This window comes from Streptomyces sp. NPDC048277 (assembly GCF_040652235.1).
Taxonomy (GTDB): domain Bacteria; phylum Actinomycetota; class Actinomycetes; order Streptomycetales; family Streptomycetaceae; genus Streptomyces.
Genome location: NZ_JBEZLQ010000002.1, coordinates 1 through 11818, shown reverse-complemented (window position 1 = coordinate 11818; position 11818 = coordinate 1). Strand labels below are relative to the sequence as shown.

The window sequence follows — 11818 nt, the reverse complement described above, 5'->3', positions numbered from 1 at the left end:
GGCGCGCTGTTCGAGCAATGAGGCGCTGTTCGAAGCGTGAGGCGCTGTTCGAGGAAGAGCGCCGGGTGGGGCAAGCTACGGTCCATGAGCGACCAGGACACCCCCGACACCACGGCCCCCGTCGATCTGTGGCCGGCCGTGAACGAACTCTGGGCCCGCCTGGAGGCGACCCGCAAGCACGCCGGCCCCGAGGGCGTACTGCTCCGCATCCTCAAACTCTCCGAGGAGGTCGGCGAGGTCGCCGAGGCGGTCATCGGCGCGACCGGCCAGAACCCGCGCAAGGGCGTCACCCACACCTGGGAGGACGTACAGGGGGAGCTGTGCGACGTGGTCATCACGGCGCTGGTGGCGCTGCGGACGCTGACGCCGGAGGCGCGGGAGGTGTTCGAGGCCCACTTGAAAGGTGTCGGGGACCGGCCACTGGGTCCGTCGGCCGCGTCGGCTCCGCCGGCTCCGTCGGCTCCGTCGGTGTGAAGCCGCTCGCCTGATCGGCCCCGCGCATGCGCTTGACCTTGCCCCTGGGGGCAGGGTCTAGCGTTTGAGCAGGGAGGTGAACGGCATGAAGATCGGTGAGCTGGCGCATCGGGCCGACGTGACGACGAAAGCGGTGCGGTACTACGAATCGCTGGGGCTGGTCACGCCCGAGCGTCTGGCGAACGGCTACCGGGACTACGCCGAGGACGACGTGCGCCTCGTGCGGGAGATCAAGGCCCTGCACCGGCTGGGCATCCCCGTCGAACGGACCCGGCCCTTCCTGGAGTGCCTGGCCGCCGGGAGCCTGCACGCCGACGACTGCCCCGCCTCACTGGCCACCTACCGGGAGGCCATCGACGAGCTGACCGAGCGCATCGAGGCCCTCAACGCCCGCCGCTCGACACTGATCACCAACCTCCATGTCGCGGCCCACCGGGGCAGCGGCGTCGTACCGCCGGAAGGAACCGCGGGTGAGGACTATCTGACCCTCCCCGCGGACCTTCCCGTCCCCGGGGACGACGGCGCCGCCGCCCACCTGCCCGGCACCGCCATGCCGCCCCTCGCCCTGCCGAACACCGCGGGCCGGGCCGTCCCTCTGGACGCGCTCGGGCCCCGCCGTACGGTGATCTACGTCTACCCTCTCACCGGCCGCCCCGGCACCGACCTGCCGGAGGGCTGGAACTCCATCCCCGGCGCCCGCGGCTGCACCCCCGAGACGTGCGGTTTCCGCGACCACTTCCAGGACCTTCTCGAAGCCGGCGCCGGCCGCGTGTACGGGCTGTCGAGCCAGGACGCCGACTACCAGACCGAGGTCGTGGAGCGGCTCGGCCTGCCCTTCGACATGCTCTCCGACCCCGCCCTCACTCTCGCCGACGCGCTCGGCCTGCCCACCTTCGAGGCCGACGGCGCGAGGCTGTTCAGGCGCCTGACCCTCGTCGTCCGCGACGGCACGGTCGAGCACGCCTTCTACCCGGTCTTCCCACCGGACGAGCACGCCCGACAGGTCCTGGACTGGCTGCGCGACAACCCGCTGTAGGCCCTCCGAAAGCCCTCCGAAGGCCCTCTGATCCACGCCGATCCACGCCGATTCACGAAGGACATCGACTGTGTACGTCCCCAGACACTTCGCACCCGCCGAGGACGCCGTCCGGGATCTCCTCGTCAACCACGGCGCGTCCGACCTGATCACCATGACCCCGCAGGGCCTGCTGTCCACTCTGCTGCCCTTCGAGTACGACCCGGACGCCGGCGAACACGGCGCCCTGATCGGGCACATGGCCCGTGCTAACGGCCAGTGGCGCGAGCCTGTCCAGGGCGAGGCCATGGTGATCGTCCGCGGGCCCGAGGCGTACATCACGCCGAACTGGTACGCCACGAAGCGCGAGCACCACCGCGTGGTGCCGACCTGGAACTACATCACCGCGCATGTCTACGGACAGCTCGTCGTGCACGACGACCCCGCCTGGACCGAGGCGCAGATACGCCGCCTGACCGACCGCCACGAGGCCGACCACGCCAACCACGCCAGCCATGCCGACCCATGGTCCGTCGACCAGGCCCCTGCGAAGTTCATCGAGGGTCAGCTGCGGGCCGTCGTGGGCGTCGAGCTGGTCATCAGCCGCGTCGAGGCCAAGTTCAAGCTCAGCCAGAACCAGCCGCGGGAGAACGTCGAGGGTGTCGTCGACGGCCTCGAAGCCCGCGGCCGGGCCGACGACACGGCGCTCGCCGCCGCGGTCCGCACCCACAACCCGCGCGCGGCGACCCCGTCCTGACCTCCGAGGAGTTCTCCATGTTCCGCGGCCTCAGCGCCTTCCCCCTCACCCCCACCACCGAGGACGGCATCGACGAGAACGCCTTCCGCACCCTCGTCTCCCGCCTCGCCGCCGCCGGCGTCGACTCCATCGGCGCCCTGGGCTCCACCGGCGGCTACGCCTACCTCACCCGCGAGGAGCGCGCCCGCGTGACGGCGCTCGCGGTCGAGGCCGCCGACGGTGTGCCGGTCATGGCCGGCATCGGGGCGCTGCGGACCTCACAGGTGCTCGCCCACGCCGAGGACGCCCAGAAGGCGGGCGCGTCCGCGGTCCTGCTCGCCCCGATGACGTATCAACCGCTCACCGACGACGAGGTGTTCGGCCTGTACGAGGACGTCACGCGTGAGCTGTCGGTGCCGCTGTGCGTGTACGACAACCCGCGCACCACCCATGTCGACTTCACCGACGAACTCCACGGCCGTATCGCCGAGTTGCCGAACGTCGCCGCCGTCAAGATCCCGCCGGTGCCGGACGACCCGGCCGCCGCGGAGCAGCGGGTGGCAGCGCTGCGGGCACGGCTCCCGGAGACGGTGAGCATCGGCGTGAGCGGCGACTGGGCGGCGGCCGGCGGCCTGAACGCGGGATGCGAGGCGTGGTACTCGGTCCTCGGCGGCCTGTTCCCACGCACTGCGCTCGCCCTCACCCGCGCCGCGCAGGCCGGTGACGCCGAGGAGGCCACGGCCCGCTCCGCGCGCCTGGAACCCCTCTGGGACCTCACCCGACGGTACGGCGGCCTGCGCGTGATGTCGGCGGCCGCCGCCCACCTGGGCCTCACCACCGAGCCCAACCTGCCGCTGCCGCTCCGGGGCCTGCCGGCCGACGCCCGCGGCCGGCTGATCACCGTACTGGACGACCTGGACCTCGGCACGACGGCTTGAGGCCAGCGCCGTCCGGTCAGTGTTCGCTCAACGCCGTCCGCAGACTGGTGGCCATCAACTCGATGGCCTCCTTCCCCGCCGGTACCGGCCCGGTGTGGGTGAAGTAGTGGTCGACGCCCGGGAAGACCCGGTGGACGACCGGGACACCGGCGGCCTCCAGGGCCTTGGCGTAGGCCTCGCCCTCGTCGCGCAACCGGTCGTGCTCCGCGGTGATGACCAGGGCGGGCGGCAGTCCGCCGAGGTCGTCGGCGAGTCCGGGCGAGACGAGCGGAAGGGCCCGGTCCGCGGGGTCCGGGACATAGGCGGCGGTGAAGATCCGCATGAGCGAGGGCGTGAGCAGTGGTTTGGCGATGGGTGACCGCTTGGTGGCCGGGTCGGCGACCTGGTCGAGCGGCGCCGAGTCGAGGATCTGCAGCAAGGGCGTGAAGCTGCCGCGGTCCCTGGCCGTACGGCACACCGCGGCGGTCAGGTTGGCGCCGGCGCTGTGCCCGCCCACGGCGAGGCGCGAGCCGTCCCAGTCGTGCGCGGCACCGTTCTCGACGATCCACGCGGTGACGTCGTAGGCCTGGGTGACGGCGGCGGGGTACGGCTGCTGCGGGGCGACGGCGTAGTCCACGTTGACGACGACGCAGTTGGCCGTGGCGGCTATGTACCGGCAGATGTGATCGTCCTGCTCGGGTCGGGCGACGACGAACCCGCCCCCGTGGAAGTTCACGTACACGGGAGCGGGGGCCTCGGCGGCGGCCGACGACCGCGGCCGAGGCCGGTAGACGGTGCACGCCACCGCCCCCGCCCCGGTCTCGACCGTCAGCGCCTCGGTGTGCTTCGGAATCTCACCGAACCGAAGATCCTTGTGCACCCGGCTCATCACACGGCCGAGCAGCAACTGGACCCCCCTGGCCTGGACTCTGGGGCTGAACGGCATGGCGCGACCACCCATCGCTGTAAAGTTAAACAAACAGGATTCCTGATGATGGATGGCGTGCGGCGCATCACGCAAGAGGCAGCACGAAGCCGGCCGCGGCATGCGGATGCCGGGCTTCGGGGACCGAGCACAGCCGCCGACGCCATCTCCTCCGGCGAAGAATTCAAGCCAACGGACAGCCAAACAGCGGCAGTTGGGGCCACTGAGGGCCACTGATGCACCTGAGTCGTCGCGTCGCGGAATAGCGTGGACATCCACGAACGATGTTCGACGGTTCGGTCGTCCTCACCACACGCAGACACAGGAGCTTCCATGGCGCACGAGGCGGACAACTCCGAGCAGGAGGCACTCTCCAAGATCGACACCACCGTGCCGCAGTCGGCCCGGATCTGGAACTACTGGCTGGGAGGCAAGGACAACTACGAGGTCGACCGGGTGGCCGGCGACGCGTTCCGCACGATCTTCCCCGGAATCGAGACCGGAGCCCGTGCCGCCCGCTACTTCCTCGCCCGCGCCGTCCGTCACCTGGCCGCAGACGAAGGCATCCGCCAGTTCCTCGACATAGGCACCGGGCTGCCCAACGTGGACAACACCCACGAGATCGCCCAGCGGGTGGCCCCGGAATGCCGCATCGTCTACGTCGACAACGACCCGTTGGTCCTGGCACACGCCCGCGCGCTGCTCACCAGCACGCCGGAGGGCGTCACCAACTACGTGGACGCCGACCTGCGCGACCCGAGCACCATCGTGCGGGAGGCCAGGAAGACGCTCGACTTCGACCAGCCCGTCGCCCTCATGCTGATGGGCATCCTCGGCCACATCGAGGACTACGACCAGGCGCGGGAGATCGTACGGGAACTCGTGGCGGCGCTGCCCCCCGGCAGCTACCTCGTGCAGTACGACAGCACGGACACGAGCAAGGACTACGTCGAGGCCATCCGGCAGTACAACGAGGGCGGTTCGCTCCCGTACATCCTGCGCAGCCCCGAGCAGATCACGCGCTTCTTCGACGGTCTGGAACTGCTGGAGCCGGGCGTGGCATCGTGCTCGCGCTGGCGCCCTGACGCGGGCGCCTGGGAACTGCCCGAGCAGGTCCACCAGTACGGCGGTGTAGCCCTGAAGCGCTGATCAGGACTTAAGGACTAAGGACTTCCGGCCTTCCGGCCTTCCGGCCTTCAGGTCCTCAGGTCTCCTGGAGGACGCGATGCAGAATCGTCGGGGTGTCGTCCGGTGATTCTGCTTCGACCACCAGACGGTTCATGACATCCCAGTAGCACTCGACGTCGGCCGGGCGGTCGGGATACAGGGCCGTGCCGAGCCGTTCCAGGCAGACCATGTCGGGCAACTGCCCGCCGGGCAGGCGCAGGATGGTGACCGGCCCGGATTCCGCGGCGTGGCCGCCGGCGGCGAACGGCATGATCTGGACGGTGACCTGCGGGAGCCGGCACATCTCGATGAGATGCCTGAGCTGGGCGCGCATCGTCGCGACGCCGCCCACCGGGCGCCGGAGCGCGGCCTCGTCGATCACCGCCCAGAGCTGGGTCGCCGGGTGCCGGCGGAGGATCCACTGGCGGGTCATCTGCAGCAGGACGCGCCGCTCGGTCTCCTCCGCGGAGGCACCCGAGTGGGCGGACCGGACGGCGGCACGCGCGTAGTCGGGGGTCTGCAGCAGGACGGGAACGCGCTGCACCTCGAAGCAGCGGATGACGCTCGCCGCCTGCTCCGCCCCGAGAAAGGCCTGCATCCAGACGGGCACCACGTCGTTGAAGTCCTGCCACCAGGCGGGCACGTTCGCCTGCTCCGCCAGTGCGAGCAGGGTGGCGCGTTCGGCTGCTTCCGTGACTCCGTACAGCGTGAGCAGGTCGGCCACGTCACGCAGTTTGACCCCGTGACGGCCGGCCTCCAGCCGACTGATCTTGGACCGGGACGCCCGGATGACCTCCCCCGCGGCCTCACGGGAGATCCCCCGCTCCTCCCGCAGCCCCCGCAACCGTGCGCCCAGCGCCAGCCGCGGCACCATGGGCCCCGCCGACCGCTCGTCCAGGACCCCGCTGTGGTCCGGTGCCCGTAACTCCTCTTTCCCGCCCATGAAACTCCCTGCGGTGGATGCGACTCTCCATGCATACAAGCACAGGACCGTGCGGCAAGGGCCCAGATCCGGAACCAGACAGTCCGCCGACAGCACACCGAGCGACCGCACGACCGGCTCACAGGAGGGCTCAACGGGGGCGCGTCACAGGAAACGCGCCCCCTGGCCGACCGTAGGGGGTCACCAGGTGTGAGCCACGTCCACGACGAGATGGTTGGCCGTCTGGAAGACCCGGAACGGCAGCCGCGCGCGGACACCCAGTCCGGCCTGGGTGTAGCCCTCGGAGCCACCGGTGAACTTGAACTCCCGGAAGGTCCGGTACCCGGTCACGTCGACGGACGGAAGCGGCGGATAGGGCTCTCCGGTCGCCGCGTCGTAGCGCGGGGAGAACAACGAGATCTCCAGAATGGCTCCGCCCTTGATCGGAACGACGACGTCGCTCGGGTCCTGGTGCAGTACGTCGACGTAGCGGACGCTGTAGCCGATCGGGGCGGCCGCCGTACCCTCGGCGTCGAAGACCAGACGGTCGAAGCACTCGTGCTGCCCGGCCCTCACGTCGGTCAGTCGCCTGGAGGCAACAGCGTCCCCGGTCTTGTCCAGGCTCCCCCACGTCACGGCACAGTCCACCGCCGTCGACGCGGCCACCGCCGGCACCGTGCCGGCCAACAGTCCGCCGCCCGCGAGCATCATCGCGGCCAGTGCAGTACCTATCCGTCGCATGACTACCCCCCAGTAGTTCGCGTAGGTGTGTGCCTGTTCAGACCCGCGGCCATCCGGAAGGTTGTGCGTGCTGGAGCAGTCCATTGCGGCGCAGTAGCCCCTTCCAGCACAACTGTCCCGTGGAACCACAGCACTTTCCGAGTGCGCGACCTGGAATCGTCATCCGGTACGCCACCCCAGCCCTGTTGTGCCGGTGACGCCACGAACGCCGCGTCGTGTCCCGTCGGCCGAACGGCGTCCTCCCCCTCACTTGGTGTCGTCGACGAGCCGGGAAGCACCAGAAGTGCGGGAATGGGCCTGGCCCTTCCCGGCCGCCGCTCCATGGTCGACCGTGCGGCACCCGGTCCCGATAGGGCCCAACAGCCCTTTCCCTGGCCGCCGATAGGGCCGAACGGCCCTTCTTCGCGCCGCCGAGCCAGTCGCTTTACCAACCCATGACGAGCCCAAAAGGTTCTACGGAACCCTCGCATCCGTATGACCATGCGTGCGGGATCCGAAGAACCGGATCAGGAGACACGGTGCTCGTTTCACAGAAGGCGGCTGGAACTCTCTTCGTGGGTGGTGCGCTCAGCCTCACCCTCAGCTCCCTCCTCTACCCCTCCATGCTCGGAGTTCAGAAGGTCAGCAGCGCACCCGACCGGGTCGTCGCCAAGCCGGCGACCGGGCCGCTGACGGAAGCCGACCGGGATTTCGTGGTCCAGGTGCGCTCGGCCGGACTGTGGGAGTACCCCGTCGGCCAGACGGCGTTGAAGAAGGGAACGACGAAGGCCGTCAGGAGCGCCGGGGAGCATCTGGTCGACGGGGATGCCGCGTTGGACGCCGCCTGCCGCAACGTCGCCAATCAGCTGGGCATCACGCTGCCCAACCAGCCGTCCTCGCAACAGCAGAGCTTCGAGTCCCGGCTGAACGGTGAAAGCGGCAAGCAGTTCGACACGGACCTGGCCACCACCGTGCGCGCGACGAACGGCCAGTTCCTCACCACGATCGCGAGCGTCCGCACCACCACGAGGAACTCGCTGGTCCGCGCGCTGGCCGCCCAGGCCAACGACACGGTCCTGGACCACATCACGGTCATGGAGAAGACCGGCCTGGTCGACTTCGGCCAGGCCCTCGTCCAGGAGACCACCTCACCCAACCTCCCGGCCCAGCAACTGACCCCACCACCCGCGGTCGCGGGCCAGCCACAGGTCGCCCTCACTCCGCCGGCGAACAGCACGGTCTCACCGAGTCCGGCGGTGGGATGAGGTGAGGACCGGGGCCGAGCGGCCTACGCCGGCCAGGCGGTCGCTGTGTTCGGCCCCGGCCTCCCGCCCCCCCCAAAAAAAGGAGACATACGCAGCCTTGGGTATCGACCCAGGTCGATACCCAAGGTGAAAACTCGTTATCCGACCTGCGCAAACGTGCGGGAAGAGCGTTTGTGTGAGAGTTTGGCGCCCCGCTGTGAGCGCCAGGAGTGGCTCAGAGGTCGATGGGTGTCGTAGTCACCGTGGTGCGCCATGTTCACGATCGAGCCGCTGAACGCAATCGTCCGGGTTGTTCTGAGGCGTGATCACATCAGCTGCAGCCGATTCGGCCACAGCCGGACTCGGGGTATCGGATGGCTTCTCGCTCGCAGCGGCCGTCGACTTGTCTGACCCGTCCTTCTTCTTGCCCCCGGTACTGAGTGCAGAGGCAACTCCGATGACGATGGCCAGGATCACGAGGACGGCGGCCGCAATGCCGATCAGAAGCCACGGCAACGGCTTTTTCGGCCGACGGAAGGTGAGTGTGGAGCGGAAGCGGGCCCTGGGTCTCTTCCACGAGCTCCCAGCCGTCCTTCTGCATCTTCGAGACCACCCAGCGGCCTTACCGACGTCGCCCTCGGCCCATTGCTCGATCCGGGCCACGGGGCATACGGACGAAGGCCGGCGGGCTCGCCGGGTCGAGCGCTCCTGTGTGATGGTCGTGGCGCCGGACACCGTCGATCCCGCACTTGCCACCCAACCGGGTGCGATCCATGCCTCGCACTCAATGGCGGACAGTCCCCGCGCGCCGGTCTGAAGCCATGATCACAAGGTAGCGTTGAGCTGACTGTTCCTTGATCGCCTGGCGCGGGCACTGAGGACCCCTGAGACCTGTGGATCGGAGTAGTCGGCGATGGATATGACACTTCGACGGGTTTCCGCCGCGGATGCGGACAAGGGATTCCGGCATGTCGTGTCCGGATTCTCGGGTGAACGCAGCGGTGTGGAGAGCGAGTGTTTTCTCGGCCGTGAGTGGAAGGTCCTGGAGCAGATCCTGCTGACTCAGGGGCCCGAGGAGATCAGCGAACTTCCCATCACCATGGGCGACCTCCTCGGTGACGATGACCTCGGCACCGCCTGCTTCTACCTCCCGCCGGACGAGGTGGCGGTCGCAGCCCGCTTCCTGGTCGCCGTCGACGCCGAACGGTCCGTCGCCGACCACGCCGACGAACTCGCGAGGACGTTTCGCCACGGCGATATCCCGGACGACCACCTAGTGGTCCTCGGCCGGTACCTGAAGGACGTCCGCGATCTCTACGTCGCGGCCGATCAGGCAGGCGAAGGCGTTGCGAAACTCGTCCAGGGCTGAGACCCGCCGCCCCGGGCCGCAGCCGGCAAGGGCTGCCGTCGTCGCGAGCGCCACGGGCGTACTGGTGACTCTGCTCGCCGGCTGCGGCACGGCACCTGCATCCTCGGCTGAATCCACGTCCACGGGTACGTCCACGACCGAGGTCGCGGACCCGGTCGCGAAGGCACACGACATCGAGCAGAATTTGAAGGCCGCTGTCCAGGCAGGCGGCCTGCCCTTGTTGGACGAGCCCACCACCACGGTCATGAGCCTTCACGACAACGGCCGGGGCGGCGAGGGGTAGCACCCAGGTGAAGGGGATACGGCGGGTGCGCCCAGCTTGCGGCAAGCCCGCTTGAGGGGGATCCAGGCAGGCGCTCCGCGAGCCGAAGGCCGGCGCCTGACGGTGAGGGGGTCCACACGACCCGATCGCTCCCTGCATCCGGAGCGGGAGAACCCATTGGACAAAAGTTGCGTTGTTGCATGCGGCGATATCCAGCGGAGCATGTCCTACACCCTGGATGATGGGTAACTAGCCAGTGACGGAAAGTAGCGAGGGGCGATGCCGTGGGGGCCACTATGACCACACAGGAAACTGATCACACGGAGGGATTCCCTCCGCGCCGGTCCTCTGCGCACCACCAGGGCGGAGCACACCGGCGCCCGCAGGCCGAGGGCGGCCGGGCCGTGTCGTCCGCCGTGTTCATCGCCGCTTGTACGGTCTTCGGGCTCGCCGTGGCCACCGGGGCAGCCCTCGCCGTGCCCCGTACCGGGCGTACGGCCGTGTTCCTGGCCGCGCAAGCGGCGGCGACCTTCCTCGCAGTGGTCCTGGGGCTGCTGCGCCGCACACGTCGTGCGCCAGACACCCCGCCCGGCGTTGCCTGGACCACGACAGGCGAATTCCAGCGCACGACCGTCAACGGCGGCGGTGCGATCCCTGACGCCGGCTAGAACCGCGACCGGCTCCGCGCCGTCCCGGCCCCTGGCGCGTCCCGCGGCCGGCGCTGCGGCGGCGGCTCGCGGTCGCCACCCCCACTCCACCGACCGATGTCACTGTCCCCGAGGCGATCGCCCAGCCGGGGACGCCCGCAGCGTGGGCCGCCATCACGGTTCCGATCAACGATGCAGGCAGCAATAACACGAGCAGCGCGAACTGGAACACGGCAGGCCACGCCGTGTCGTTCTTTGTGAAGACCCGCTCCGAAAGACGGTCCAGAAAATCCAGAAAGCTTTCAGGCGGAGTGTCTGAACGGTCATTCGACGCCCCCGTTCTCCGATTGTAGATATATGCGCCGCCCACAGAGGAGTCGGATCCGACCTCCTCCCGGCCTGAACCGCGACGCCCATTCAGACCGGCCCCGTTCTGCGACGGGATATCCGGCGTTCCAGAACCGGACTGAGGCATCCCTGATGCCGTGGGAACAGAATCGGGCACCGGGAACTCCTGACTGATACACACCAACATGAAGCAGCGTGCGCCGCCCCCATCACACCGAGCGGTTCCTCCACCGCCGGTCACAGGCACACCGCAGACGCATCAGGCACAACCTGCGACGATCCCCTGATCGCCGTTGCCCATCCGCACGTCGTCCCGCCATCAACCCCGTCGGACAGCCACGCACGGACGGAAACACAATCTATAGCCCCAGGACTCCCGGCACGCGTTCGCGCAAGAATGCGGCACCGGTAATCAGGAACCTCTCGCACCTCGGTGCCCAACAACATGAACCGTTACATGCCTGTTCGGACTCGACACACCGTCACCGGGTTCCTGAATGGCACCCCTTTCACTCCCGGGAGTGACACTGCACGCCCCTCGGCATGACAGGTTTCCTCTGTTGCCCCAGACACCGGCAGGAACAGAAAATCCGCTACGCCAGGCAGCCGAATACTCCAACTGCAAACCGTGATCTTCATGTCTGGCGGGCAGTGTGCCCAGGAAATCCCGGCCGGCACCACCCGCCATGGCGCTCGGACTGTCCATGGCGGGCCCGCCACCCCCTGTCCCCCGCGAGCACACTCGTGGTGGGAGCCGACACACTTGGAGGGCGGTGGTTCACCGGGGCCCCGCCGGGAGCAACTGGGGTGGAAGTGGGGCGCTAAGGGCGAGGAGTGTGCGAACTGCTGAGAGAGCAGATCAACGTCGGCGTCGGCGGCGACCAGCTCGTACAGTGGCTACTCAACGCCCAGTTCCGTGTCCGACGAGAGCACGCGTCCGTGCCGGGTACGTCGTCGCCGGTCGTGTCCCTTCTCGTGCAACGCCAGTGCGTTAAGGATGTGTGCGCCCTGTCAAGAGGGCGGGACCTCTGGTAGTTCGCATGGTGTCGAAGCCATTGCGAGTGTCCCGGAG

The 11818-nt window shown here is 68.8% G+C and carries 13 protein-coding genes; 9 read left to right on the top strand and 4 right to left on the bottom strand.

All coding sequences use genetic code 11. The annotated features are described in order from the left end of the window. Nucleotides 1–84 precede the first annotated feature (84 nt). The 4 genes from AB0D85_RS04765 to AB0D85_RS04750 all read left to right on the top strand — a co-directional run bounded on the left by AB0D85_RS04765 (nt 85) and on the right by AB0D85_RS04750 (nt 3163). Complete coding sequence (locus AB0D85_RS04765) at nt 85–474, top strand: MazG-like family protein (RefSeq protein WP_362313581.1); 390 nt, start codon at nt 85–87, stop codon at nt 472–474. Between the two features lie 64 nt (nt 475–538). Next, the gene (locus tag AB0D85_RS04760) at nt 539–1510 is read left to right on the top strand and encodes a MerR family transcriptional regulator (RefSeq protein ID WP_362313579.1); all 972 of its coding nucleotides are present in this window, start codon (nt 539–541) and stop codon (nt 1508–1510) included. Nucleotides 1511–1580: 70 nt separating this feature from the next. Continuing rightward, nucleotides 1581–2246 (top strand): FMN-binding negative transcriptional regulator, encoded by a 666-nt coding sequence (locus tag AB0D85_RS04755; protein WP_362313576.1) that lies wholly within the window; start codon nt 1581–1583, stop codon nt 2244–2246. A gap of 17 nt (nt 2247–2263) precedes the next feature. Then, the gene (locus AB0D85_RS04750; protein ID WP_362313573.1) at nt 2264–3163 is read left to right on the top strand and encodes a dihydrodipicolinate synthase family protein; all 900 of its coding nucleotides are present in this window, start codon (nt 2264–2266) and stop codon (nt 3161–3163) included. Nucleotides 3164–3179: 16 nt separating this feature from the next. On the opposite strand, the gene AB0D85_RS04745 is transcribed toward AB0D85_RS04750, so the two are convergent. Then, nucleotides 3180–4088, bottom strand: a complete 909-nt coding sequence (locus tag AB0D85_RS04745; protein WP_362315155.1) for an alpha/beta hydrolase — start codon at nt 4086–4088, stop codon at nt 3180–3182. Between the two features lie 312 nt (nt 4089–4400). Between AB0D85_RS04745 and AB0D85_RS04740 the strand changes: the two genes are divergently transcribed. Beyond that, the gene (locus AB0D85_RS04740; protein ID WP_362313570.1) at nt 4401–5216 is read left to right on the top strand and encodes an SAM-dependent methyltransferase; all 816 of its coding nucleotides are present in this window, start codon (nt 4401–4403) and stop codon (nt 5214–5216) included. Nucleotides 5217–5271: 55 nt separating this feature from the next. On the opposite strand, the gene AB0D85_RS04735 is transcribed toward AB0D85_RS04740, so the two are convergent. Continuing rightward, nucleotides 5272–6177: a helix-turn-helix transcriptional regulator gene (locus AB0D85_RS04735; protein WP_362313567.1), complete on the bottom strand. Its 906-nt coding sequence runs from the start codon at nt 6175–6177 to the stop codon at nt 5272–5274. 180 nt (nt 6178–6357) lie between these two features. Beyond that, nucleotides 6358–6897, bottom strand: coding sequence for a hypothetical protein (locus AB0D85_RS04730; protein ID WP_362313564.1), 540 nt, complete (start codon nt 6895–6897; stop codon nt 6358–6360). A gap of 554 nt (nt 6898–7451) precedes the next feature. Between AB0D85_RS04730 and AB0D85_RS04725 the strand changes: the two genes are divergently transcribed. Then, a complete protein-coding gene (locus tag AB0D85_RS04725) occupies nt 7452–8141 on the top strand; it encodes a DUF4142 domain-containing protein (RefSeq protein WP_362315152.1) in 690 nt (229 codons plus the stop codon). Between the two features lie 237 nt (nt 8142–8378). On the opposite strand, the gene AB0D85_RS04720 is transcribed toward AB0D85_RS04725, so the two are convergent. Next, nucleotides 8379–8636: a hypothetical protein gene (locus AB0D85_RS04720; protein WP_362313561.1), complete on the bottom strand. Its 258-nt coding sequence runs from the start codon at nt 8634–8636 to the stop codon at nt 8379–8381. A gap of 457 nt (nt 8637–9093) precedes the next feature. Between AB0D85_RS04720 and AB0D85_RS04715 the strand changes: the two genes are divergently transcribed. From AB0D85_RS04715 to AB0D85_RS04705, 3 genes are all read left to right on the top strand, one after another. Next, on the top strand, nt 9094–9489 hold the full coding sequence (locus AB0D85_RS04715) for a hypothetical protein (RefSeq protein WP_362313558.1): 396 nt from the start codon (nt 9094–9096) through the stop codon (nt 9487–9489). A 64-nt stretch (nt 9490–9553) separates the two neighbouring features. Continuing rightward, complete coding sequence (locus tag AB0D85_RS04710; RefSeq protein WP_362313555.1) at nt 9554–9772, top strand: hypothetical protein; 219 nt, start codon at nt 9554–9556, stop codon at nt 9770–9772. A 383-nt stretch (nt 9773–10155) separates the two neighbouring features. Then, on the top strand, nt 10156–10419 hold the full coding sequence (locus AB0D85_RS04705; RefSeq protein WP_362313552.1) for a hypothetical protein: 264 nt from the start codon (nt 10156–10158) through the stop codon (nt 10417–10419). Nucleotides 10420–11818: the final 1399 nt, after the last annotated feature.

Bases quoted from the DNA above. Each gene is read 5' to 3' on its own strand.
- AB0D85_RS04765 (WP_362313581.1), top strand. From the start codon at position 85: ATGAGCGACCAGGACACCCCCGACACCACGGCCCCCGTCGATCTGTGG.
- AB0D85_RS04750 (WP_362313573.1), top strand. From the start codon at position 2,264: ATGTTCCGCGGCCTCAGCGCCTTCCCCCTCACCCCCACCACCGAGGAC.
- AB0D85_RS04730 (WP_362313564.1), bottom strand. From the start codon at position 6,897: ATGCGACGGATAGGTACTGCACTGGCCGCGATGATGCTCGCGGGCGGC.
- AB0D85_RS04735 (WP_362313567.1), bottom strand. From the start codon at position 6,177: ATGGGCGGGAAAGAGGAGTTACGGGCACCGGACCACAGCGGGGTCCTG.
- AB0D85_RS04740 (WP_362313570.1), top strand. From the start codon at position 4,401: ATGGCGCACGAGGCGGACAACTCCGAGCAGGAGGCACTCTCCAAGATC.
- AB0D85_RS04745 (WP_362315155.1), bottom strand. From the start codon at position 4,088: ATGCCGTTCAGCCCCAGAGTCCAGGCCAGGGGGGTCCAGTTGCTGCTC.